The sequence below is a fragment of the Lacrimispora sp. genome (assembly GCF_036758025.1).
Classification (GTDB): Bacteria; Bacillota; Clostridia; order Lachnospirales; family Lachnospiraceae; genus Lacrimispora.
Window position 1 is genome coordinate 1 of record NZ_DAIOXM010000001.1, and the last position, 24,939, is coordinate 24,939.

24 protein-coding genes and 1 other annotated feature are annotated in these 24,939 nt (G+C 46.4%); of the genes, 22 read left to right on the top strand and 2 right to left on the bottom strand.

Features of this window, described 5'->3' with window-relative positions:
* Window positions 1-225 precede the first annotated feature (225 nt).
* Window positions 226-714, top strand: a complete 489-nt coding sequence (locus tag V7M78_RS00005; RefSeq protein ID WP_333645400.1) for a low molecular weight protein-tyrosine-phosphatase — start codon at window positions 226-228, stop codon at window positions 712-714.
* A 61-nt stretch (window positions 715-775) separates the two neighbouring features.
* On the opposite strand, the gene V7M78_RS00010 is transcribed toward V7M78_RS00005, so the two are convergent.
* Window positions 776-1,855: an HD-GYP domain-containing protein gene (locus tag V7M78_RS00010; protein WP_333645401.1), complete on the bottom strand. Its 1,080-nt coding sequence runs from the start codon at window positions 1,853-1,855 to the stop codon at window positions 776-778.
* Between the two features lie 385 nt (window positions 1,856-2,240).
* Here V7M78_RS00010 and V7M78_RS00015 point away from each other — a divergent pair, with 385 nt between their 5' ends.
* From V7M78_RS00015 to V7M78_RS00085, 15 genes are all read left to right on the top strand, one after another.
* A complete protein-coding gene (locus V7M78_RS00015) occupies window positions 2,241-2,468 on the top strand; it encodes a PEP-utilizing enzyme (protein ID WP_333646025.1) in 228 nt (75 codons plus the stop codon).
* Between the two features lie 113 nt (window positions 2,469-2,581).
* The gene (gene spoIIID, locus V7M78_RS00020; RefSeq protein ID WP_333645402.1) at window positions 2,582-2,854 is read left to right on the top strand and encodes a sporulation transcriptional regulator SpoIIID; all 273 of its coding nucleotides are present in this window, start codon (window positions 2,582-2,584) and stop codon (window positions 2,852-2,854) included.
* A gap of 192 nt (window positions 2,855-3,046) precedes the next feature.
* Entirely contained in the window at window positions 3,047-3,757 is a 711-nt protein-coding gene (locus V7M78_RS00025) for a polymer-forming cytoskeletal protein (RefSeq protein WP_333645403.1), read from the top strand.
* Between the two features lie 11 nt (window positions 3,758-3,768).
* Complete coding sequence (locus V7M78_RS00030) at window positions 3,769-4,635, top strand: M15 family metallopeptidase (RefSeq protein WP_333645404.1); 867 nt, start codon at window positions 3,769-3,771, stop codon at window positions 4,633-4,635.
* Between the two features lie 465 nt (window positions 4,636-5,100).
* A complete protein-coding gene (locus V7M78_RS00035; protein ID WP_333645405.1) occupies window positions 5,101-6,552 on the top strand; it encodes an aminotransferase class I/II-fold pyridoxal phosphate-dependent enzyme in 1,452 nt (483 codons plus the stop codon).
* A gap of 24 nt (window positions 6,553-6,576) precedes the next feature.
* Window positions 6,577-7,434 (top strand): polyamine aminopropyltransferase, encoded by an 858-nt coding sequence (speE, locus tag V7M78_RS00040; protein WP_333645406.1) that lies wholly within the window; start codon window positions 6,577-6,579, stop codon window positions 7,432-7,434.
* Window positions 7,431-8,705, top strand: a complete 1,275-nt coding sequence (locus V7M78_RS00045) for a saccharopine dehydrogenase family protein (protein WP_333645407.1) — start codon at window positions 7,431-7,433, stop codon at window positions 8,703-8,705. The genes speE and V7M78_RS00045 overlap by 4 nt, the downstream gene beginning before the upstream one ends.
* A 3-nt stretch (window positions 8,706-8,708) precedes the next feature.
* Window positions 8,709-9,830 (top strand): carboxynorspermidine decarboxylase, encoded by a 1,122-nt coding sequence (gene nspC, locus V7M78_RS00050; protein ID WP_333645408.1) that lies wholly within the window; start codon window positions 8,709-8,711, stop codon window positions 9,828-9,830.
* A gap of 82 nt (window positions 9,831-9,912) precedes the next feature.
* The gene (gene aguA, locus V7M78_RS00055) at window positions 9,913-11,025 is read left to right on the top strand and encodes an agmatine deiminase (RefSeq protein WP_333645409.1); all 1,113 of its coding nucleotides are present in this window, start codon (window positions 9,913-9,915) and stop codon (window positions 11,023-11,025) included.
* The gene (gene aguB / locus V7M78_RS00060) at window positions 11,022-11,903 is read left to right on the top strand and encodes an N-carbamoylputrescine amidase (RefSeq protein ID WP_333645410.1); all 882 of its coding nucleotides are present in this window, start codon (window positions 11,022-11,024) and stop codon (window positions 11,901-11,903) included. The genes aguA and aguB overlap by 4 nt, the downstream gene beginning before the upstream one ends.
* A gap of 88 nt (window positions 11,904-11,991) precedes the next feature.
* Entirely contained in the window at window positions 11,992-12,852 is an 861-nt protein-coding gene (locus tag V7M78_RS00065; RefSeq protein WP_333645411.1) for an AraC family transcriptional regulator, read from the top strand.
* Between the two features lie 82 nt (window positions 12,853-12,934).
* The gene (locus V7M78_RS00070) at window positions 12,935-13,351 is read left to right on the top strand and encodes a protease complex subunit PrcB family protein (protein ID WP_442914612.1); all 417 of its coding nucleotides are present in this window, start codon (window positions 12,935-12,937) and stop codon (window positions 13,349-13,351) included.
* A gap of 155 nt (window positions 13,352-13,506) precedes the next feature.
* On the top strand, window positions 13,507-14,169 hold the full coding sequence (cysE, locus tag V7M78_RS00075; protein ID WP_333645413.1) for a serine O-acetyltransferase: 663 nt from the start codon (window positions 13,507-13,509) through the stop codon (window positions 14,167-14,169).
* Between the two features lie 102 nt (window positions 14,170-14,271).
* On the top strand, window positions 14,272-15,843 hold the full coding sequence (locus V7M78_RS00080; RefSeq protein ID WP_442914602.1) for a DUF3794 and LysM peptidoglycan-binding domain-containing protein: 1,572 nt from the start codon (window positions 14,272-14,274) through the stop codon (window positions 15,841-15,843).
* 474 nt (window positions 15,844-16,317) lie between these two features.
* The gene (locus tag V7M78_RS00085; RefSeq protein ID WP_333645414.1) at window positions 16,318-16,557 is read left to right on the top strand and encodes a GIY-YIG nuclease family protein; all 240 of its coding nucleotides are present in this window, start codon (window positions 16,318-16,320) and stop codon (window positions 16,555-16,557) included.
* A 50-nt stretch (window positions 16,558-16,607) separates the two neighbouring features.
* On the opposite strand, the gene trhA is transcribed toward V7M78_RS00085, so the two are convergent.
* Window positions 16,608-17,255, bottom strand: coding sequence for a PAQR family membrane homeostasis protein TrhA (gene trhA, locus V7M78_RS00090; protein ID WP_333645415.1), 648 nt, complete (start codon window positions 17,253-17,255; stop codon window positions 16,608-16,610).
* A gap of 136 nt (window positions 17,256-17,391) precedes the next feature.
* On the opposite strand from trhA, the gene V7M78_RS00095 reads away from it, so the two are divergent.
* The 6 genes from V7M78_RS00095 (at window position 17,392) to V7M78_RS00120 (ending at window position 24,921) form a co-directional block, all read left to right on the top strand.
* Complete coding sequence (locus V7M78_RS00095; protein WP_333645416.1) at window positions 17,392-18,093, top strand: RluA family pseudouridine synthase; 702 nt, start codon at window positions 17,392-17,394, stop codon at window positions 18,091-18,093.
* Between the two features lie 101 nt (window positions 18,094-18,194).
* Window positions 18,195-19,289: an AI-2E family transporter gene (locus tag V7M78_RS00100; protein WP_333645417.1), complete on the top strand. Its 1,095-nt coding sequence runs from the start codon at window positions 18,195-18,197 to the stop codon at window positions 19,287-19,289.
* Window positions 19,290-19,353: 64 nt separating this feature from the next.
* Window positions 19,354-20,433 (top strand): M20/M25/M40 family metallo-hydrolase, encoded by a 1,080-nt coding sequence (locus tag V7M78_RS00105; RefSeq protein ID WP_333645418.1) that lies wholly within the window; start codon window positions 19,354-19,356, stop codon window positions 20,431-20,433.
* 102 nt (window positions 20,434-20,535) lie between these two features.
* Window positions 20,536-21,906 (top strand): GGDEF domain-containing phosphodiesterase, encoded by a 1,371-nt coding sequence (locus tag V7M78_RS00110; RefSeq protein WP_333645419.1) that lies wholly within the window; start codon window positions 20,536-20,538, stop codon window positions 21,904-21,906.
* Window positions 21,907-21,990: 84 nt separating this feature from the next.
* Window positions 21,991-22,197 (top strand) — a binding site (T-box leader).
* Between the two features lie 51 nt (window positions 22,198-22,248).
* Window positions 22,249-23,682, top strand: a complete 1,434-nt coding sequence (gene proS / locus V7M78_RS00115; protein WP_333645420.1) for a proline--tRNA ligase — start codon at window positions 22,249-22,251, stop codon at window positions 23,680-23,682.
* A gap of 33 nt (window positions 23,683-23,715) precedes the next feature.
* On the top strand, window positions 23,716-24,921 hold the full coding sequence (locus V7M78_RS00120) for a CCA tRNA nucleotidyltransferase (RefSeq protein WP_333645421.1): 1,206 nt from the start codon (window positions 23,716-23,718) through the stop codon (window positions 24,919-24,921).
* Window positions 24,922-24,939: the final 18 nt, after the last annotated feature.

Sequence of the window (24,939 nt, forward strand, 5' to 3'; positions counted from 1 at the left end):
GGAAGTAAGAACGGATGAAAGATATATAACAATGTGTGGTTTTGAGGGTATATGCAATTGATGATATTGCATAACATTGAATTTTAATGCGTGAATCCATGTCTGGGTTTGCGCTTTTTTTATTAAAAATTTTCATTCCGGTATTGCAATCTGCGGAATGAAAAGGTAAATTAAAAGAAGGATCATGCAAAATACAGCAGCAGGGACAGATAAGGAGCATTGATTATGGAGAAAGATCGGGGTGTCATCCGCATTTTGATGGTCTGTCATGGAAATATATGCAGATCTCCTATGGCGGAGTTTGTGATGAAGGATATGATAGAAAAGGAACGCTTAAGCGACTGTTTTTATGTGGCGTCAGCGGCAACCAGTACAGAGGAAATCGGAAATCCGGTACATAGGGGCACAAGGGAAAAGCTGAAGCAATATGGAATTTCTACTGAGGGAAAATATGCGGTGCAGATATCACGGAAGGACTATGATAAGTATGATTATCTGATTGCCATGGATAAGAGAAATGTGGTGAATATGCTCCGGATTTTAGGAGGAGATCCGAAAGGAAAGGTAAAACAGCTCCTGGACTTTTCAAATAATCCGAGAGACATTGCAGATCCATGGTACACCGGGGATTTTGATCTCACTTATGATGATGTTTATGAAGGCTGCCAGGCTCTTTTATCGTACATTCTGGACCAGGATTACCCCTGGAATTAAGAGGATTAAGAAACGGACCAGATTCCTTTGTAAATCAGGAAGGGCCCGTTTCTTTTTTTAATTATTCATCTGTGTCAAGAATGGTGACATTCAGTGCCTCGGAGGAAAGATCCAGATCTGTTCCGGCCTTTGTGGGAGGTGCAATAATGCGGATAATGGGACGCAGCGCAAATCCCGGTGTATTACCTCTGACAATAGCTGTGCTGCCATCGCTTAAGTGGACCACTGTACCAACAGGATAAGCGGCAACACACTGCAGGAAAGCGGTAAGCAGTTCCGGGTCAAAATGGGTGTCAGCGCAGCCGCTTAAATAATCAAAGATTTTTCTTGGAGCCCAGGCTTTCCGGTAAGGTCTTGTAGAGTTTAAGGCATCATAGACATCTGCAATGGCTAAGATGCGCCCATAAAGAGGGATGTCCTCTCCCGCAAGGCCCAAGGGGTATCCGGTTCCGTTAAACTTTTCGTGGTGGGTGCGGATTCCCTGCAGGACTGCCTGAGAAATAATGGTGTTCTGTCCCAATTTTTCATAGGAGATGCTGGGGTGCTGCTTCATAACTTCAAACTCATCGTCAGTAAGAGGACCGTTTTTATTGGTTATTTCAATGGGGATGTCGGTCTTTCCGATATCGTGAAGAAGACCGCAGAGAGCCAGATCATTTAAGCGGTTGAGGGGCAGTCCGATGTACCGGCCCAGCAGGACGCTTAAAATGCCCACATAAAGACTGTGGGAGTAAGTGTATCCGTCATAATCTCTGATGTCAATCATCTGGAAAAGATATTTATCCTTGCTTAAAATATTCATAACAACAGTTTCAGCTACACTGGTGATCTCCTGGTAGATCTGCCTGCTGGATTGAAAGGTCATCTTTTTCAGACTTTCATCAAAGGCCTTGCGAATGCTTGTGAGCATCTTTGCCTTTAATTCCGGCTCCACAAAATCCTCCGGTTCAATTCCCTCTGCCAATTTTGTATTGATATAAGCCCCCTGAACCCCGACACTTTGCATGCGGGCGATAATCCGTTCGTTTAATTTACACCCGGCTACTGCAAAGGGAAGCATGGGGTTTGGCCCTTGAATGTTTCGAGCCAGTTCCATGCCATCAACCAGCTTTTCAATAGGAAGATAAATCAATTTTTTCACCTCAAAGACTGGATCCCAGTCTTTTTTTCCTTTAGTCGGTATATTCCTTATTTTATCATAATTGGAAGTATATACATAATATCTCATTAAATTATAGATGTTATTGAGCCCTGCGTCAATGGAAATTTGTTATAGTCTGAAACATCAATGTGGTCTGATTTGGTACTGGTCCGGGGCCTTGACAGCCGTATAATGGAAAAGTCGCTGAAAGCCTTGAAATAGCCTTGTTTTAAGCTTTTCTTACATGACATTTCCGGATTTATATGTTATTGGATGAGGAGGAGCTGGAACAGTTTTTCAAAAGACTGTGCCTTAGGATCAGGTTATCATTCTGTCTGATTTATTTGGGGGAAGCGTCAACAAAGAACTTGCAGCAGGGCAGGTCATTTTATGCACAAGTGAGCTTTTTCCAAGTGAAATTGCAGAAATGGGAAAAGCCAGATTAAAAGCTGTAGTAACGTCCAGGTGTTCTTCCTGCTCCCATATGGTCATACTCGCTAAGAGTCTTGGCATTCCTGCCATTGTGGGAGTGGGGCATTTTCCGGAGAATATTGGCGGAAAACGAGGAACTGCGGATACTGGTGCCGGAAAATTATTCATCGGACAGGTATAAAAATAAGCATAAAAACTTTTGTTTCAAAGCAGCATGGTAATGTGGTCCGATTTGGTACTAACTTAAAAGTCCTTTGCATATGATGGTAAAAACGTCCTAGCAGGGGGATTTTCTTGAAGGAATATATTGAAGAGCGGGCGGTAGCGATCGCCAATTACATCATAGACTACCATGCGACCGTGAGGCAGACGGCAAAAAAATTTGGCATATCCAAATCCACGGTACATAAAGATGTAACAGACCGCCTGGAGCATATCAATCCCTCCCTGGCAGCAAGAGCCAGAGTGATTCTTGACATCAATAAGTCAGAACGCCATATCCGGGGGGGCCTTGCCACTAAAGAGAAATACCAGCATCGGCTGCAAATGTGCAGCAAAAGGAATTAACAGAATAAAAATGGGCAGCCGCCGCTTTTCGGGCGGCTGTTCTGCTGTAAAAATTATTTTTTTGTTACAAATTCCTTAACAATTTTATCCAATACTACTTGTTTTTAACATGAAATTTTATTATAATAACTAGTATGTATAAAATAAGAATATATAGCATTGTTATATAGGAATTGGTACAAAGGAGGCCGTATGATTAAAAAACAAGAGAGCAATTTCAAGAAAGCTGTCAATGAATTGCTGGGTTATTCTTCGGGAACAGGGGATGAGACCGATATTCCGGACTATAAAGAGGAACCAAGGGCAGCTGTGCAGGAAGCCCGGACCAGTGAAGAGGTATTGAGCCCGGACCAGAGCTCATTTTTTAATCCTTCCGGCTTTCAGGACCCTTCTGCCGGACAGGCACCGGTCCGCATGACAGCGGAGACCAGCAAGGTTTCCTCCTATACTGTGGAGACAAAGACATTGTCCATGGAACCTGTAAACCAGATATCTTCCAAGGTGGCTGTGATTACAGAGGACATGATTGTCAACGGCGATATTGTCACGCAGTCGGATTTGAATATTTACGGTCAGGTAACCGGAAGTGTTGCCAGCAGAGGTGATGTTTTAATCATGGGCCGTGTGACCGGAGACGTTTCCGGTGTCAACGTGAGAGTGGAAGGTGAGGTCAACGGAAACTTAACGGTTGACAAACGGGCTGATGTAGGTGTCAATGGAAGAATCAAGGGAGATATTACGGCCGCCAATGTGTTCAGCGAAGGTGTCAGTGAAGGTGATGTCAAAGCGGAAGATACCATACACTTTGGGGGAAGCGCTATGGTGACAGGTAAGGTTTATGCCAAAGCATTTGCTATTATACAGGGAGCCAAGATCAAGGGAATGATGACTACCTACGATTGATAGAGAAGATTATGAACAAAAGAAGAAACCTCAGGCGCAAACCTTACTTTGGAAGTGTACGGTTTTTCCGTCATTTAATACTTACAACCATTGCATTGCTTATCCTGGTCCCCACCAGCCTGGCTGTATATTTTAAAACAGAAAACAGCAGGCTGGCAAAGGAACGGTACAAGCTTTACAATGAAAATAAAGAGCTTCGGAATCAGGCTGATGAGGTGAAAAACAGCAAGCCTGTTCCGGAACCGGAGCCGGTTCAAGTCTCTTCCAGCGTATATGGAGATATACTGGTGGATACCAGCTCCTGGGAGCTGATGCTGGTCAATGACACCCATCCCTTAAGGCCCAGCTTTCAAGTGGACTTAGTGGAGATACAGCCGGGACAAAGTGTGGACAGGCGTATTGCAGGGGACTTGGAGGATATGCTGTCTGCGGCGGAAGCAGAAGGATATCACTTTCAGATATACTCCGCCTATCGTGATTTAAAGAGGCAGCAGTCCCTTTTTAATGAGTGCTTAAGACGGCTTCAGGAGGAAGGGCTGGATTATCATCAGGCTTTTTATGAAAGCAAGGCCAGGGTTGCCCTGCCGGGAACCAGTGAGCATCAGACCGGTCTGGTAGTGGATATCGCTCCCAATGCTTATTTTTATCTGGACGAGGATAGGGAGGAGACGGCGTGGCTGGCTGAAAACAGCTACCGCTTTGGTTTTATCGCCCGTTACCCGAAGGATAAGGAAAATATTACAGGAATCCGCCACGAGCCGGAGCATTTCCGTTATGTAGGAAAAACAGTAGCCAAGTTCCTGGTGGAAAATGACCTGGTGCTGGAAGAATTCTATGCTCTTCTGCAGGACAGCAGCGGGTCTGAAAAAACGGAATAAAGTTAAAAAAAATTGTTTTTTATAAAAAAATCTGTTGACATGGATCTGCAGATTGTGTTATTCTTTACCCCAGTATGAAGAGACATTATCGTTTTCATGCAAATATCGACCACTTCGTAAGAAGTTAAGCCCAGACGGACAGGCGGGTCGGCTGCCGAGCGTGGGAAACCACATTATTGATTGAGTTAGAAGCTCAAATTTTATAAGTTGATTACTTAATAATCAGTGCAATTGCACATCATCTTGTGAAACGATCAATAATAGCAGGGACGATATATTTGCTATGTAGACGGAAATGATAATTGTCATGAAGAAATAGGGGAAAAGTGCCCTTGCAGCTATTTAATTCATGAAATTACAGGCAGGTGATGTGAAGTCACCTGCTTTTTTGATGCAAAAATTTTCGCCCAATCCCCGTGCCTGCGGGAAGGGATAATCTCAGGATAAGGAGAAATAGAAGGCCATATGAACAGAGAAGATCAGAAGAGGGCACCCATTTATGAGGCTCTTGAAATATTCCGGAGAAAGAGAGTGGTTCCCTTTGATGTGCCGGGGCACAAGCGTGGGAGAGGAAATCCCGAACTGGCCCAGCTTTTAGGGGAGCGGTGTGTAGGACTTGATGTAAACTCCATGAAACCCCTTGACAATTTATGCCATCCGGTTTCCGTGATCAGGGATGCGGAACAGCTGGCAGCCCAGGCATTTGGAGCGGCTGATGCATTTTTAATGGTGGGAGGGACCACGTCAGCGGTCCAGAGCATGATTTTATCGGTCTGCAAGGCAGGAGATAAGATCATACTCCCCAGAAATGTCCATAAAAGTGCCATCAATGCCCTGGTCTTGTGCGGTGCGGTTCCGGTTTATGTAAATCCTGAGGTGAACAGCATGCTGGGCATTTCCCTGGGAATGGAAATCAGCCAGGTGGAGAAGGCTATTGAAGACAATCCTGATGCGGTGGCTGTATTTGTAAACAATCCTACCTATTACGGCATCTGTTCTGATATCCGGTCCATTGTACGGCTGGCTCATGCCCATGGAATGAAGGTTCTGGCTGACGAGGCCCATGGAACCCATCTCTATTTCGGGAAGGACCTTCCGGTATCTGCTATGGAAGCCGGAGCAGATATGGCGGCTATTTCCATGCACAAGTCAGGGGGAAGCCTGACTCAAAGTTCCCTGCTCCTGTTAAACAAAGGGGTAAACGGGGATTATGTGCGCCAGATCATCAACCTGACCCAGACTACCAGCGCTTCTTATCTTCTGTTGTCAAGCCTGGATATATCCAGAAGGAATCTGGCCCTGAGGGGAGAGGAATCTTTTGCCAAGGTGGCGGAAATGGCTGAATATGCCAGAGGGGAGATCAATTCCATCGGAGGATACTATGCCTATGGAAGGGACTTGATCAACGGAACCAGTATTTTTGATTACGATGTGACAAAGCTTTCGGTCTACACCCTGGGAAATGGCCTTGCGGGAATTGAAGTTTACGACCTCCTTCGGGATGAATATGATATTCAGATTGAGTTTGGGGATATCTGCAACATTCTGGCCTATATATCCATTGGGGACCGGATTCAGGACATTGAACGGCTGGTAGGGGCTCTGGCGGATATTGAGCGGCTTTATAAGAAGGACAGGGCGGGAATGCTCTCCGGAGAGTACATAGCGCCTAAGGTGGTCATTTCCCCTCAGGAGGCATTTTACTCTCAAAAGGTATCTTTGCCGGTGCGGGAAGCCGCAGGTGAGGTCAGCGGGGAGTTTGTCATGTGCTATCCGCCGGGAATTCCCATTCTGGCTCCCGGAGAAATGATTACAGAGGAAATTGTGGAATACATCATCTATGCCAGGGAAAAGGGCTGCTCCATGCAGGGAACCGAGGACCCGGCAGTGGAGCATCTGATGGTGCTGAAAAAGTAAGAGGAGGAAGGAGAGGGCAAAAAGATGGAGATATGGTTTTCTGAATTGCATACTTCCAATGTAAAGCTTTCAGTGCGGATCGATAAACAGTTGTTTTCCGGAGAAAGCGAGTATCAGAGGATTGATGTGTTTGACTCCCAGGAGTTTGGAAAATTTGTGGCTCTGGATGGGGACATTGTTTTTTCTGAAAAGGATGAATTTATTTACGATGAAATGGTGACTCATGTTCCCATGGCAGTCCATCCAAATGTAAGGAATGTGCTGATCATCGGCGGGGGAGACGGAGGCGTGGCAAAGGAGCTTTTGCAGTATCCTTCCATTGAATCCATTGACGTGGTGGAGACGGATAAGCTGTTTGTGGATGTGTGCCGGGATATATTTCCGGAGGTGGCAATAGGACTTGAGGACAAGCGGGTCCGGGTCTTTTACGATGATGGGCTTCGGTTTCTGAGAAATAAAAAGGAAGCCTATGACCTGATCATCAACGATTCCACAGATCCCTTTGGGCATACGGAAGGGCTGTTTACTAAGGAATTTTACGGAAGTTGCTATAAGGCCCTTAAGGATGACGGAATCATGGTCTACCAGCATGGAAGTCCCTTTTACGATGAGGATGAAATGGCCTGCAGAAGCATGCACAGGAAGGTATACCGTTCCTTCCCCATAAGCCGGGTCTATCAGGCTCATATTCCCACCTGTCCGTCAGGTTACTGGCTCTTTGGCTTTGCATCAAAAAAGTATCACCCCATTCATGATTTTAAACCGGAAACTTGGAAAAAATTAAATATAGAAACCTGGTATTATACAGCTAATCTTCACACAGGAGCCTTTATGCTGCCAAAATATGTGGAAGATTTATTGGAAGAGGAGGAAAAAGAATGAGCAGATTATTAATTATCGGATGCGGCGGTGTTGCCTCAGTGGCAATTCAAAAATGCTGTCAGAACAGCGAGGTGTTTACAGACATCTGCATCGCAAGCAGAACAAAGGAAAAATGTGATGAGTTAAAGGCTAAACTGGAGGGAACGACCAAAACCAGGATTGAGACTGCAAAAGTGGATGCGGACTGTGTGGCTGAGGTAGCTGCCCTGATTAAGGGGTATAAGCCTGATGCAGTTTTAAATGTGGCCCTTCCTTATCAGGATTTGACCATTATGGAAGCCTGCCTGGCAACAGGGGTGGATTACATTGATACGGCTAACTTTGAGCCGGAAAATACCGATGATCCGGAGTGGAGAAAGATCTATGAGAAACGCTGTGAGGAACTGGGATTTACCGCTTATTTTGATTATTCCTGGCAGTGGGATTATAAGGAGCGCTTTGAAAAGGCTGGGATTACCGCTCTCCTTGGAACCGGTTTTGATCCGGGAGTGACCAGCGTATTTTCCGCTTATGCGTTAAAACACTATTTTGATGAAATTCACACCATTGATATCTTAGACTGCAACGGAGGAGATCACGGCTATCCCTTTGCAACCAACTTTAATCCTGAGATTAACTTAAGGGAAGTATCTGCCAACGGTTCTTATTGGGAGAATGGACACTGGGTTGAGACAAAGCCTATGGAGTTTAAGTCCAAGTATGATTTCCCCGAAGTAGGAGAAAAGGACATGTATCTCCTTCACCATGAGGAAATCGAATCCCTGGCTAAGAATATTCCGGGAGTGAAGAGAATCCGCTTTTTCATGACCTTTGGGCAGAGCTATTTAACCCATATGAAGTGTCTGGAAAATGTAGGTATGCTTTCTACCTCTCCTATTGAATTTAACGGACAGGAAATCGTTCCTATCCAGTTTTTAAAGGCTTTGCTGCCTGATCCTGCTTCTCTCGGCCCCAGAACCGTAGGAAAGACCAATATTGGCTGCATTTTTACGGGAGTAAAGGATGGGAAGGAAAAAACTATCTATATTTACAATGTGTGCGACCATCAGGAGTGTTATAGAGAAGTGGGCTCACAGGCCATTTCCTATACAACCGGCGTTCCGGCCATGATCGGCACCATGATGGTGATGACCGGCGCATGGAAAAAGCCCGGTGTATTCAATGTGGAAGAGTTTGATCCCGATCCCTATATGGAAGCTTTAAACAAATGGGGGCTTCCATGGGTAGTATGCGAGGACCCGGAAACCGTAGAGGTTTGGAGACAGGAATAAAGCATGAAAATTGAGGAATTAAAGACTCCCTGCTATGTAGTTGATGAAGGCAGGCTGGAGGAAAATTTAGAGATTTTAAAGGGGGTCAGGGAACATACGGGGTGCAGCATTTTGCTGGCTCAAAAGGCGTTCTCCTGTTTTTCCCAGTATCCCCTTATTGGAAAATATCTTGACGGAACCACTGCCAGCGGCCTTTTTGAGGCCCGCCTTGGCAGGGAGGAGATGGGGCTTGAAAACCACGTCTTTGCTCCGGCCTATAAGGAAGCGGATTTTCATGAGCTGGTTAAGATTTGCGATCATATTGTGTTTAATTCCTTTTCCCAGTTGGAGAAGTTTAAGGACTGCCTCCATGGGGTGAGTGCTGGAATCCGGATTAACCCGGAGTGCTCCACCCAGGAGGGCCATGAAATTTACGATCCATGCGCACCCGGGTCCAGGCTGGGCGTGACTCTTGACAATTTTAAAGAGGAATGGCTGCCTTATATTTCGGGCCTGCATTTCCATACGTTATGTGAGCAGAATGCAGATGATTTGAAAAAGACTCTGGATGCGGTAGAGGAGAAATTTGGGAAGTATTTACACGGCTTATCCTGGCTGAATATGGGGGGAGGCCATCATATTACCAGAGAAGACTATGATATCGGCCTGCTGGAAGAGTGCATTAAGAGAATGCAGGAGAAATACGACCTTCATATTTATTTAGAACCGGGAGAGGCCATTGCTTTAAATGCCGGTTATCTGGTGACAGAGGTGATGGATGTGGTGGAAAACGGGATTAAAACTCTGATCCTTGATGCTTCTGCCGCCTGCCATATGCCTGATGTGCTGGAAATGCCTTACAGGCCCCCATTAAAGGACAGCGGTCTGCCGGGAGAAAAGGCCTTTACCTATCGGCTTTCTTCCTGCACCTGCCTGGCCGGAGATGTGATAGGCGACTATTCCTTTGACAGGGAGATAAAGCCGGGGGATAAGTTGTATTTTATGGATATGGCCATTTATTCCATGGTGAAGAACAATACTTTTAACGGTATGCCATTGCCTTCCATTGCTGTTATGGACAAGGCTGGGGAGTGCCGGGTGATCAGAGAATTTGGGTATGAAGATTTTAAGAACAGGCTGTCTTAAGCGGACGTGCCGATTAAGGAAAATGAATGTTCAGGTGCGTTTCGAGGCCGGCATGAATCTGGATAGATAGAAAGGGCGGAGAATGACGATAGAGAGATTGAAAAATCTTCCGGCTGATGACGGATTTTATATGCCGGGGGAATTTGAGCCTCACAGGGGCTGTATCATGATCTGGCCCAAGCGGCCCGGTTCCTGGCCCTTTGGGGCAAAGGAGGCCAGAAAGGCCTTTGTACAGATTGCAGAGGCCATTGCAGACAGCGAATCCGTGATCATGCTGGCAGAGCCTGATGTTGCAGAAAATGCCAGGGAAATGCTTTCTGAGCGGATTGAAGTGGTGGAAATGGAATCGGACGATGCCTGGGCCAGAGACGTAGGTCCTACCTTTGTGGTCAACGGCCATGGAGAGGTCCGGGGAATTGACTGGCAGTTTAATGCATGGGGCGGAACTGCAGACGGATTGTATCAGGACTGGGATAAGGATGATCTGGTTGCCGGACGGTTCTGTGAACGGTTCGGATATCCGGTTTACGATGCCAAACATTTTGTTCTGGAGGGCGGCTCCATTCATTCTGACGGAGAGGGAACTTTACTGGTGACCGAAGCCTGCCTGTTAAGCCCCGGGAGAAATCCTTCTCTCACTAAGACTCAAATTGAAGAGCAGTTAACGGCTTATCTGGGAGCAAAAAAGATTATCTGGCTGAAACACGGAATTTATCAGGATGAAACCAATGAACATGTGGACAATGTGTGCGCATTTGTCCGCCCAGGTGAGGTGGTGCTGGCCTGGACCGACGATGAGGATGATCCTCAGTATGAAATGTCCCTGGCAGACTTAAAGCTGCTGGAAGAAGAGACAGACGCAGCAGGACGGCATTTTAAAATCCATAAGCTTCTTATTCCAAAGAATCCGGTTTGTATCAGGGAAGATGAGCTTTCCGGCTTTGTTTTTGAGGCGGGAGAGGATGAAAGGGAAGCAGGAGAGCGTCTGGCGGCCAGTTATGTGAATTTTTATATATCAAACGGAGGGGTGATTGTCCCTCAGTTTGGAGATGAGCATGACGGAGAGGCCGTGAGGATATTAAAGGAATGTTTCCCGGAACGGAATATTTATCCGGTCTATGCAAGGGACATTATCGTTGGAGGCGGCAATATTCACTGCATTACGCAGCAGATCCCAAAAGGAGAAATTCAGTGAGAAAAGTGACAGTGGCGGCAGTTCAGATGAAGTGCTGTGAAGATATTAATAAGAACATTGCAAATGCGGAACGTCTGGTGCGGCAGGCAGCAGGGGAGGGGGCCAATGTGATCCTCCTTCCCGAACTGTTTGAACGCCCTTATTTCTGTCAGGAGAGAAGATACGAATACTATCCCTTTGCAAAGACGGCGGAGGAAAACGACGCGGTAAGGCATTTTGCCGCAATAGCAAAAGAGCTTTCCGTAGTTCTTCCCATCAGCTTTTATGAGCAGTCGGGAAACACCATGTTTAACTCTGTGGCAGTTCTGGACGCAGACGGAAGTAATCTTGGAATATATAGAAAGACTCATATTCCCGATGACCATTATTATCAGGAGAAGTTTTATTTCACCCCCGGAGACACGGGCTTTCAGGTGTTTGACACCTTATATGGAAAAATTGGAATCGGCATATGCTGGGACCAGTGGTTTCCTGAGACGGCCAGATGTCTTGCATTAAAGGGAGCAGAGCTGATCTTGTATCCAACGGCCATTGGAAGCGAGCCTATATTGGAGTGTGACAGCATGGAGCACTGGAGGCGCTGTATGCAGGGTCATTCTGCTTCTAATATTGTTCCTGTGGCAGCAGCCAACCGGATTGGAGAGGAAGCTGTCACTCCCAGTACAGAAAACGGCGGACAAAGCTCTTCTTTGAAATTTTACGGTTCTTCCTTTATTACAGACAGCACCGGGGCCATTGTCCGGTCCATGGGCAGGGAGCAAGAAGGGGTGATCCTGGCTTCTTTTGACTTAGATGAGATTTTGAAAGAACGTAGAAACTGGGGGCTGTTTAGGGACCGCAGACCGGAAATGTACGGGGAAATTGCAGGAAGATCCTGACCTCACTTTTTTGTGCAAGGAAAGTTGCGATTATAACGCTGGAATAGTCTATACTGAGGTTATCAAGGACAGATAGGGGAGGGTTTGGATGGATTGGCTGGAAAAGATGAACGGGGCGCTGAATTACGTGGAAGACAATCTCACCGGAGAAATTCACCTGGAAGAGGCTGCAAAACGGGCCTGCTGTTCCAGTTTTAATTTCCAGCGGATGTTTTCCTTTATGGCGGACGTATCCCTGGCGGATTACATCAGAAGGAGGCGGCTGTCGCTGGCTGCCATGGAGCTTTTGACCACAGAGGAAAAGGTCATTGACGTTGCCATGAAGTACGGCTATGAGTCTCCCGTTTCCTTTGCCAGGGCATTTTGTGCCATCCACGGTGTAAATCCCAGTGAGGTAAGAACCCCTGGGGTCAAGATTAAGGCCTATCCCCGTATCTCATTTGAAATAACCATTAAAGGAGTAGAGGCTATGAATTATTGTGTAAAAGAGTTGGAAGAGTTTCGTCTGGTAGGCTTTAAGAAAAGAATGTCTGTGGAAAACGGAGAAAATTTCAAGCGGATTCCGGAGTTCTGGTCCGAAGTGGGCCGCCAGGGCAAGTTTGAAGAAATGATGAAATTCAATGACCGGGAAGATCTGTCCTGCATGGGAGTATGCGCCAATATGGAAGAAAAGGTATTCGATTACTACATTGCAACCGGATCAGGAAAAGAAATACCAAAAGACATGGAGGAAATCATCATACCGGCCGGCACATACGCCATATTTGAATGCATAGGCAGGATGCCTGAGGGGCAGCAGAACGTGTGGAAGAGGATATTTACAGAATGGTTCCCTCTGTCCGGCTATGATATGGCTGACGGTCCCCAGTTGGAATGGTATTCCATGGAAGATATGGATTCAGACGATTACAGAAGTGAAATCTGGATTCCAGTGCATAAAAAGGCATAAAACTTTCTCATAAAGCCCCTGTCATTCCCATATAAATAGTACCAATCAATGAGTTTGGGAGTGTGGTATGAAAAGATTGTTTATGAAGCAATGGCCGATTTTATTTGGCCTGGCCGTTCTGATGCTGACAGGGGCTTTGCTGGGCGGCTGTATTTTTAACAAGGATAAAGGCGGCAAGGTGCGGGACCTGGAATTTTCAGTGGTTGCCGAAGGGGATATTCCTCAGGAGCTTAAGCAGATTATTGGGGAGAAAATGCAGTCCCCGTTTAAGCTGACCTTCAGCGATGATCAGAATCTTTACATAGTGACCGGGTATGGCCATCAGGCCAGCGGAGGTTACAGCATTGCTGTCAATGAACTGTATCTGACCGATAATTCCATTGTTCTGAATACGGAATTAATCGGGCCGGGAAAGGGAGAGAATGTGGGAACGGAAGCCTCTTATCCCTTTATTGTCATCAAAACAGAGATGTCGGAGCTTCCGGTGGTATTTCAGTAGGCAAATTGAGCCGGGCGGCCGTTCTGCACACTTTGAGGGAGCAGGGCGGCTGTTTTTGTGAGGAAATGGGGATTTGTGTAAATTCTCCTTTTTTCTTATTCCGCCATATGATATACTAACTCAAACAGGAGTCAGGACAAAAGGAGAGGATCACTATGATATTAAAGGATATATGGCTCGATGTGAAGGCAGTAAAGGAGAGGGATCCTGCGGCCAGAAATGCCCTTGAAGTGCTTTTGCTTTATCAGGGCATACATGCGCTGATCTGGCACCGCTTTGCGCACTGGTTTTACCAGCATAAATTGTTTTTTATTGCAAGGCTGATTTCCCAGCTGGCCAGGTTTTTCACACTGATTGAAATTCATCCCGGTGCCCAGATGGGACACGGCATACTCATTGACCACGGATGCGGAGTGGTCATCGGTGAAACTGCGGTGGTGGGAGACAACTGCACCATTTACCAGGGAGTGACCCTGGGAGGTGTGGGATTAAATAAAGGAAAGCGCCATCCTACTCTCGGCAGCAATGTGACCGTAGGCGCGGGAGCCAAAATACTGGGTTCCTTTGATGTAGGAGATAATTGTACCATAGCTGCCAATGCAGTGCTTTTAAAGCCTCTTGAAAATAATGTGACTGCAGTGGGAATCCCTGCCCGTCCCATCAAGATTGGCGGAGTGCCCATTCCCCAGGAGGGAACCGGTGTGGTGTCTGCCGAGGCATATATGAAACTGGAGGCGCGGATGAAGGAGCTGGAGGAACAGATTTTAAAGCTTCAGAAGGCTCTGGAAACCGGGGAAAAGGAAGAAGAAACACCCTGAGGACAGGATATGTCCGGAATGCGAACAAAAAAAGTATATTGAAACATGCACCTGCATAAACTTTCTTAAAGGAATAAAAGAAGGTAAGGCAGGTGCTTTTTTATGTTGGAGCTGGTGAAGAAAAACATACATATGAATCGTTGGAAAGGATATGCCACATCACAGATCACTCTGGATGATGATTTTATTGTACCGGATACCATGGATGATGTGGAGCAGATTATTTTAAGTTCTGGTGAGATCGTCATTGATTCTGTAAAAAGCCAGGCGGAGCGGGTGGTGGCCCGGGGCAAGCTGGAATTCATCATCCTGTACCGGGGAGCAGAAGGCGGATTACAGACCCTTCCCGGAAGCATTAGTTTTGAGGAGCCGGTCAATGTACCGGGGCTGGAGGAAAAGGATTTTATTCAGCTTCAGTGGGATTTAGAGGACTTGAATGCAGGACTTATTAACTCCAGAAAACTCAGTGTCAAGGCCATTGTGACCTTGCAGGTCAAGGTGGAAACCGCATACGATGTGGACGCTGCCGTGGATGTGGACACAGGAGTGTCCTCAGGAGACGCACCCGTGGTGGAAAGCCTCCGCCGCAATGTGGACGTGGCATCCATTGCCCTGCGCCACAAGGATACATTCCGTATCAAGGACACCATTACTCTGTCCGGAAATAAGCTGAATATTGACCGCATTCTATGGAGCGAAATGAGGCTGCGGGGTGTGACCACCAGGTGCATGGATGGAAAAATGATGTTGGATGGAGAACTGCCTGTTTTCGTCATTTATCAGGGCGAAGGGGAAAATGTGCCCATACAGTGGGTGGAGCAGAGTATTCCATTTTCAGGGGAACTGGATATTCCGGGGGCCTCCGGGGATATGGTTTCTTCCGTTATGGTCCATTTAATACATAAAGATGTAGAGGCAAAACCGGATTCAGACGGTGAAATGAGAGAAATCGATGTGGATGCAGTTTTAGAGCTGGATATGAAGCTCTATAAAGAAGAAAATATGGAGCTCTTAAGCGACTTGTATTCCACCAACCGGGAGCTGACTCTTCAGACCGGGGAAGCCCGTTTTGATAAAATTCTCATGAAAAATATGAGCAAATGTAAGGTTGCAGAAAAGATCAGCCCGGAACAGGCGGAAAAGATTCTTCAAATATGCCACAGTGAGGGCGCAGTAAAAATTGACGAGACAGAGGTTCGGGAAGACGGACTCCATGTGGAGGGTATTTTAGAGGTGCGGCTGCTTTATCTGACCTCTGACGACACCCAGCCTATTTTATCCGCAGTGGAGAATATTCCCTTCCACTTTTTAATTGAAGCTCCTGGAATCAATAGCGATACGGTCACCCAGTTAAATCCGGGCCTGGAGCAGTTAAGTGCTGTTATGCTGGGCGGCGGAAGCGTGGAAGTCAAGGCGACCATTTCCCTGGATTTACTGGCTCTCCAGCCGGTGTTTGTACAGATCATAGCCGGTGCATCTGAGGCTCCCGTGGATTTAAATAATCTGCAAAGGCTTCCGGGAATCGTGGGATATATTGTCCAGCCTGATGATTCTTTATGGAAAATTGCCAAAAAGTTCCATACCACCATTGATACAGTTATGGCTACCAATGGTCTGACGGACAAAACAGTGAAGCCGGGAGACCGCCTGATTCTTGTAAAAGAGCTGTCATAGACATAATTTTTTTAATCATATTCATAAAATGCCAGGCAAACAGGTAACTTTTGCCTGGCGTTTGCCGTGCTCTTTTTCCTGAATGATTTTTTGAAAACAGGGAAAGATAAAGATTGCTATTCACATATCAGCATGTCCTGTTATATAATATATTATGAAAATAAAAAAGACATTTTCATAATCGGATGCACGGTGCTGGGAAACAGCACCTTTTATGAGAAGTTAAAAAGCAACTTCTCATAAGAAGTATTATGAAGATAAGAAAAGACATTTTCATAATCGGATGCACGGTGCTGTAAAACAGCACCTTTTATGAGAATTAATAAGCTATTTTCGTAATCGGATGGACGGCGGCAGAACGCATCCAGCTGGTGCTTTAAAATAGATGACAGGATACCCTGGACGGTAGTGACGCGATTGCAAGGCGTTATTGCCGTTTACATAGCACGGATTTCCTGTACCGGGAGAGAAAAAGTGAATTACACTTATATTTTAAAATGCGCAGATAACACCTTATACTGCGGCTGGACAAACCACTTGGAAAAGCGTCTGGAGGCTCACAACCAGGGAAAAGGGGCCAAGTATACCAAGGGCCGGAGGCCGGTGGAACTGGCTTATTATGAAGCGTTTTCCACAAAGGAGGAGGCCATGAGCCGGGAATGGGCCATAAAACAGCTTTCCAGGGAGGACAAGCTGAAATTGATCAATGGATGAGAAAACCGCCGTCCCTTTGCTTAAAAAGGACCGGCGGCTTTATGTGGTTTCTATGCTACAAAGCGGTACATAAGAATATAATGGCACAAGCTGCCTCCCATGACGAAGAGGTGGAAAATCTCGTGGTTTCCAAGCTTGCTGCGGCCATTTTGAAAGATAGGAAGCTTTAAGGCGTAAATCACGCCGCCTATGGTGTAAATAATTCCTCCGGCCAGAAGCCATATAAAGGCTGCTGGAGGCATGGCCTTTGTAATTTTACTGAATGCCAGCATGCATACCCAGCCCATGGCAATGTAAATGGTAGAAGAAAACCATCTGGGGCACATGATAAAGCAGGCTTTAATGATAATACCTGTTATTGCAATTCCCCATACCAGAGCCAAAAGGCCCCAGCCGGTACGGTCCCCTAAGACCACCAGGCACACGGGAGTATACGTTCCTGCTATAAGAATGAAAATCATCATGTGATCGATCTTTTTCAGCAATTTATTCACCTTTGGGGAAATATCCAGGGTGTGATATGTGGCGCTGGCTGCATAAAGCAGAACCATGCTGAAAATAAATATGGCCAAAGCCGCAAAATGAAGAGTTCCGGCAGAAGCCGCTTTAATCAGAAGAGGGGTGGCGGCAATGAGAGCCAGCAGCATGGCAATAAAGTGGGTAAGTGCGCTGATAGGATCTTTGACTTTTACATTCATATGGGGTTCCTCCTTTTGAAACAATGAAAATATATAACGTAGTAATGAATACTATGTGTAGTCTTTTTCTATACTATACACTTGCAAAAGAAAAAATGCAACTGTTTTTTTAAAAACAGGAAAGGAATGTTATTTTATGAACCTTAACATATTATACGAAGATGAAGAAATACTGGTTGTGGAGAAACCGGCAGGGGTGGAATCTCAGTCTGCCAAGTCTTTTGAGCCTGACATGGTCAGCGAGGTGAAGAGACATATCCACACCTTATCCCCAAAGCCAGCTCCGCCATATGTGGGAGTTATCCACAGGCTGGACAAGCCCGTGGGAGGCGTTATGGTCTATGCAAAGACAAAAAGAGCCGCGGATGTTCTCAGCAGGCAGGTTTCAGGCCATGAAATGGAAAAAGTATATGCAGCAGTTGTTTGTGGAAAACCAGTGGAAAACTCAGGAGCCTACGTGGATTATTTGTGGAAAGACGGGAAAAATAATTGTTCTAAAATTGTGGATAAGGGGATAAAAGAGGGAAAACTTGCCGAACTTTCCTTCCTGATTGTGGACAGCCGAAAGAACGGGGAAGAGGAATACAGCCTGCTTGAAATTACATTAAAGACCGGACGCCATCACCAGATCCGGGTGCAGATGGCAGGACATGGAACTCCACTGTGGGGAGACAGAAAGTATAATCCTGGTTTTCAAGAGGGGTCTGTAAGGGGAAATGTGGCCTTGTTCGCCCGCAGCCTGACATTTTCCCATCCGGTTACAAAAAAGAAAATGACCTATGAGGCAGAGCCTAAGGGAGAGGGCTTTGAGATGTTTCAGGCTTTGCCGTTAAAATAAAACAGGAATTTTTTACTAGGAGGAAACTCCGCATATTTTTTTCATAGCGGCTCATACTAGAAAATGTACAAAAGAAGTACAAATCAGAAACAGGTGAGTCCATGGAGAAGCCCAGCAGGAAACTGAAGAAAACATTATTAATATTGGGAGTTACGGGGGCAGTATATATCAGCTTTAAATATCTGCTGCCCCTTGTGATTCCCTTTTTGATTGCATATGTATTTGCACTTTCCCTCCGCCCCTCTGCTCTTTGGGTGGAACAAAGATGCCGTTTTACCATAAAAAAAAGAACCATTACCCTGCCTCTGGCAGTGATCGGCGGGGTGGAAATTATTATACTGATGATTGTTCTTGGAATCCTGCTCTATGTGGGAGGGAGAAAACTGTGCATGGAAGCCCAGCTTTTGCTTGAAAACCTTCCGGGGATTATGGCCCGGCTGGATCAATGGCTGATGGGGCATTGTTCCTGGGCAGAAGGGATTTTAAAGCTGCCTGACGGCTATATGGTGGATATCATGAGAGAAATGATCTCAAAAGGAGAAACAGCCATAAAGGACGGAGCCATGCCGTTTCTCATGGTAAATACCATGACCATGGTGAAATGGATGATCCGGGTTACTGTGTTTACCGTAATTTTATTTGTCGCCACAGTGCTGACTTTGCAGGAAATGGATGATATCCGGGTGAGACGGGATAATTCCATGTTCTGCTATGAGTATGCCATGCTGGGAAACCGGCTTATGACCGTTGGAAATGCCTGGTTAAAGACCCAGGGCACAATTATGATGTGTACTATGATTGTCTGTTCCGTGGGACTATTCCTTATGGGAAATCCATATTTTATTTTAATGGGAATTGCAATCGGGATTTTAGATGCCCTGCCTATTTTTGGAACCGGAACTATTTTGATCCCATGGGCCATATTTTCCCTGGTAAGCCATAACTGGGTCCGCGGAATCGGTTTGATTGCCATTTTCATCATCTGCTACTTTTTGAGGGAAATCATGGAGGCAAAGATTATGGGCGGAAAGGTGGGGCTGACTCCCCTGGAAACTCTTGTTTCTATGTATACAGGGCTGCAGTTATTTGGGCTTTTAGGATTTATTCTGGGGCCTATCGGGCTTTTGATTATTGAGGATATTGTGGAGTTGTATGGGGGATCGTGTTATAATAGTGGGAAAGAAATGGGGCATTGACCTTTGGTACATGCCCCGCCCAGCTTAAGCGGATGCTGCCGGGCTTTGAAAGGAAGAGGCGGAAATGGAGTATCATACATATGAGAAGTTAAGGGGCTTAAGGAGGGCATTGTATCAATGTCCGGAAAAATCCGGAGAAGAACGGGAAACCATGGAATTGCTGAAGGATTTTATAAAAAACCATACTTCCCTTACGATCATTGACCGGGAAGGCTGGTTTTACGCTGTCCATGAGGAAGAAGGGGCAAAGGAAAGTATTGGGTTCCGGGCGGATATGGATGCGGTTACGGGAGAGGATGGAAGCCTTTTTCATGGCTGTGGCCATGACGGACACAGTGCGGTGCTTGCAGGGCTTTGTCTTCTGACTGAGGGAAAAAGTCTTGGAAAGAATGTGTACTTTATCTTTCAGCCTGCCGAGGAGACAGGGCAGGGAGGGGAGATGTGCAGCAGGCTTTTAACCGAAAAGGGCATAGACCGGATTTATGGCTTTCATAATCTGCCGGGATATCCTCTTGGAAAGGTGGTTCTTAGAAAAGGGACCTTTGCCTGTGCTTCAAAGGGCCTTATTCTCCGGTTTAAAGGAAGGCAGAGCCATGCGGCTTACCCGGAACAGGGAGTGAATCCTGCCTGGCTCATTGGAGAACTGATCTGCCGCATTCCGGGGTTTACAAAACAGCCGGAAATGAAAGGCATGGTGCTTGCCACCATCGTAGAGGTGAAGGTTGGGGAGGAGAGTTTTGGGATTTCCCCCGGAGACGGGAAGCTGGCTCTTACCCTTCGGGCGGAACGGCTGTCTGATTTGGAGAGACTGAATGAGTGCATACTTTCCTTTGCAAAAGAGAAAGCCGAGGAGCAGGGCATAGGACTTCAATACGATTTTCAGGATGAATTTCCAGATACGGTCAATGATCCTCTTATTGTGGAAGAATGCAGAAAAACCTTGGAGGAAAAGGGGATTTGCTGTGTTGAGGCAGAAATGCCCTTCCGGTGGTCAGAAGATTTTGGCTGGTATTTAAAACGGGCGGCCGGAATGTTTTTCGGCGTGGGGGCAGGGGAAGACTGTCCGGGCCTTCATACTGCAGGCTATGAATTTCCTGATCAGGTAATGGAGACGGCACTGGCGGCTTTTGAGATTCTTATTTAGCTGATCAATACCTGTCTTGATTATGGGGATAGGGTATGTTATATTTTACAATATAAAAGCTGTTGAACATACCGGGAAACGGATAAAGGGGAGGTAATTCATATGAGCTGGTTCCAAAAGAAAACAGTTCCAACTGTGGAAACAGAAGTTGAACACCAAGCAGCAGAGCGTACGGTTTTAGAAAGTAAGCCGAAACAGGAATCCTGTTTCAACCTATTAAGCCAGGCTATGGACTCTGGAGAGAGAGGGGCTGTGCTGAAGATTTACATAGAAAATTTTAAGCGGCTGAATCAGATATTCGGTTATGAATACTGTGAAAGTCTTTTGGACCAGATTCTCACATATTTAAGAGAGGTGACAGGGAAAGAGGTCTGTCACTACATTGGTGTGGAGTTCATTATTGTACTGGACAAATATACTCAGGGACAGGCCTTGAATCTGGCCGAGGAAATTGCAGGACGGTTTGACAGTGCCTGGAAGGTCAGAGGGACAGACTGCTTATGCTCTGTCCAGATGGGCATTTGTTCCTATCCCGGACATGCTGCTTCTCCGGACCAAATGTTAAAATGTCTGGATTTGGCAGTTATAAAGGCAGAAGAAGGCGGCCCTAACCAGGCGGTAGTTTTTGACAGCAATTTACAAAAGCAGCTGCAAAGACATCAGGCCATTGCCCTTTATTTAAAGACAGCCCTGGAAAAGGGAGAAGTAGAGGTCCGTTATCGTCCCACAGTGAACCTTGATACCGGAAAGTTTACACGGGCCGAGCTTTATATGCGTATCTTTATTAATGGCCTGGGATTAGTCGGAGCCGGAGAGTTTCTTCCTGTTGCCGAGGATTCCGGACAGATCAGGGCTGTTGAATACTATGCTCTGGAAAAGGCGGCTCAGTGCATCAAAGAACTGATAGAAGCTGACTGTGAATTTGAATCCATTGCACTGCCTATTTCCCCTGTCCTCTTTTTGCAGGAAGATTTCCTGAACCAGGTAGCCCGTATGCTGGATACCTATCAGATACCAAAGGGAAAGCTGGCTCTGGAACTTACGGAAGGCGTTTTGACTATGTCTTCTTTAAATGTCAATGTCATTTTCCAGGAGCTGCAGGAAATGGGAGTGGAGTGTATTCTCAATGAATTTGGCTCGGGCCACTCCGGAGTTTCTTCTATTTTAGAGCTTCCGGTCGACACCTTAAAACTGGAGCGTCTGTTTGTATGGCAGTTGGAGACCAATCCCAGGTCACGATTTATTCTGCAAGGGCTGGTGCGGATGGCCAGAGAGCTTGGTATCAACATTATTGCCGAAGGTGTGGAGACAGAGAACCAGGTTAAGATACTGACAGAAGCAGGATGTAATTACCAGCAGGGATTTTATTATTCCCCTACTTTGGAAAAAGACACGCTGCTAAAGACATTGGGAGTTTCCGCAGCAGACTGCTCCGAAATATTGAATCAGGAAAAGGAAAAAATGAGCAGGTGATATGGTATTTCTGCACGGCATACCCTTGACAAATATATGCAAATAACGTAGAATCAACCATACAGTCACAATTATCATATCGGTAAAATGACGTTGAAGAGGACTAGTAAGTGATGATGTATCCCAGAGAGAAGGCCCTATGCTGAAAGGTCTTTATACCCCTCATGACCCAACCTGCCTCGGAGTCCCGCAGCAAACTGCGGCGTAAGTCCTGCGTTAAGGGATACAAAGTGAGTCATGGAATTTCCATGGCTAAATTGGGTGGCACCGCCGAGCTGTTCGGTCCCTTTTATTGGGAACGGATGGCTTTTTTGATTTCAGAAAAAAGAGAGGAGAATTGTCATGTCAAAGGACAAAAAATTAGTAGAGGCCATCACATCTATGGAGGTGGATTTTGCACAGTGGTACACAGATGTGGTGAAGAAAGCAGAATTAATCGATTATACCAGCGTAAAGGGATGTATGGCTATTAAGCCGGCCGGCTATGCCATTTGGGAAAATATTCAGAGCGAGCTTGACAGAAGATTTAAGGAAACAGGAGTTGAAAATGTTTACATGCCTATGTTCATTCCTGAAAGCCTGCTTGAAAAGGAAAAAGACCATGTAGAGGGCTTTGCGCCGGAGGTTGCCTGGGTGACTCATGGCGGTTTAGAACCGCTGCAGGAAAGGCTTTGCGTCAGACCTACTTCAGAGACTTTATTCTGCGACTACTATTCCAGGAATATTCAGTCCTACCGGGACCTTCCGAAAAATTATAACCAGTGGTGTTCTGTTGTGCGCTGGGAGAAGACTACCAGACCGTTTTTACGTTCCAGAGAGTTCTTATGGCAGGAAGGCCATACAGCCCACGCAACTGCTGAGGAAGCTCAGGAGAGAACCGAGCAGATGCTTAACGTATATGCTGATTTCTGCGAAGAGATTCTGGCAATGCCTGTTGTACGTGGACAGAAAACTGATAAGGAAAAATTTGCAGGAGCAGAGGCTACCTATACCATTGAAGCCTTGATGCATGACGGCAAGGCCTTGCAGTCAGGAACCAGCCATAACTTTGGGGATGGCTTTGCAAAGGCATTTGATATCCAGTATTCCGATAAAGAAAATAAGCTTCAGTATGTACATCAGACCTCATGGGGCATGACCACCAGACTGATCGGTGCCATCATCATGGTTCACGGAGATGACAGCGGCCTTGTGCTTCCTCCAAGAATCGCACCTGTTCAGGTTATCATTATACCGGTTCAGCAGAAAAAGGAAGGCGTTCTTGACAAAGCATTTGAATTAAAAGAAGTTCTTTCCAATTATAAGGTAAAAGTAGACGATTCTGATAAGAGCCCAGGCTGGAAATTCAGTGAATGTGAAATGCGCGGAATTCCTGTTCGTGTGGAAATCGGGCCAAGGGATATTGAGGAAAATCAGGCTGTGCTGGTGCGCCGCGATACCCACGAGAAAATCACTGTTTCACTGGATGAGATCAATGAGAAGGTGGGAGAGCTTCTTGAAACCATTCAAAAGGATATGCTGGAGCGTGCACGCCTTCACAGGGAAGAACACACTTATGAGGCTGTTGACAGAGAGTCCTTTATCAAGACAGTGGAAGAAAAGCCCGGTTTTATAAAGGCTATGTGGTGCGGCTGCCAGGAGTGTGAGGATGAGATCAAGGAACTGACAGGAGCAACCTCCCGCTGTATGCCATTTAAGCAGGAAAAGCTGGCTGATACATGCGTATGCTGCGGCAAGCCTGCCACAAAAATGGTTTACTGGGGCAGAGCTTATTAATAATTGAGAAATGGAAAAGCCAGGAGGTAGAATGTGGTAAAAATTCAGATTCCAGAAGCAGCAGAAAAGATCATGGAACAACTGAATACCCATGGATTTGAAGCCTATGCGGTGGGCGGATGCGTCAGGGACAGTCTGCTGGGCCGTGAGCCGGAGGACTGGGATATCACCACCTCAGCAAAGCCGGAACAGGTGAAAGAAATCTTTCCAAGGACAGTGGATACGGGAATCCAGCATGGAACGGTTACAGTATTAGTTGACCGCATGGGATATGAGGTAACCACCTACCGCATTGACGGGGAATATGAGGATGGACGCCACCCCAAGTCTGTGGAATTTACGGGAAATCTGCTGGAGGATTTAAAACGCAGGGATTTCACCATCAATGCCATGGCCTACAGCAGCCGGGAAGGGCTGGTAGATGCCTTTGACGGAAGGAAGGACTTAGAGCGGGGAATTGTCCGCTGTGTTGGAAATGCCATGGACCGGTTTACAGAGGATGCCCTGCGGATTTTAAGGGCTATCCGTTTTTGTGCCCAGCTTGGCTTTGATATGGAAAAGGAGACGGAGCAGGCCATTTCAGCCATTGCCCCCAATCTGGCAAAGGTCAGCAAGGAGCGGATACAGGTGGAGCTTACCAAGCTTCTACTTTCCGCTCACCCGGAGCGCATAAAGGACGTATTTGAAAACGGCATAGGGCCCTTTATCTCAGAGCGGTTTGAAGAGGCGGGAAAAAGGCTGGCAGGCGGTGAGTCTGTCCGTCTTTTGCCGCCCAGAAAGCACATGCGCTGGGCCGGTTTTCTGCGAATGGAGGATTCCGGAGATGCCGTTTCCATCCTGCGGGATTTAAAGCTGGACAACGAGACTATTGACGGGGTGAGAACCCTGGTCAGCCTGTGGAAAACCCCGATTCCGGCTCATAAGCCTGCCATCCGCAAGGTGATGAGCAGCTTAACGGAAGAGCTTTTTAACGATCTTCTCTGCTTTCAGGAGATATTTTGCAGGGAAGAATACAGGGAGCAGTTAAGGCAGGTAAAGCAGTATTCTGAGGAGATCAGAAGGGCTGGAGACTGTATCCGGTTAAAGGATATGGCGGTGACCGGACGGGAGCTGATTGCAGCAGGAAGAAAGCCCGGACCTGAGCTGGGAGTCCTGTTAAACAGCCTGTTTGAAGAGGTTTTAGCATGTCCGGAATACAATGACAGGGAATATCTGATGGAGCTGGCAAAAAAGCTGTAAAATCGTACAAATCTTTCT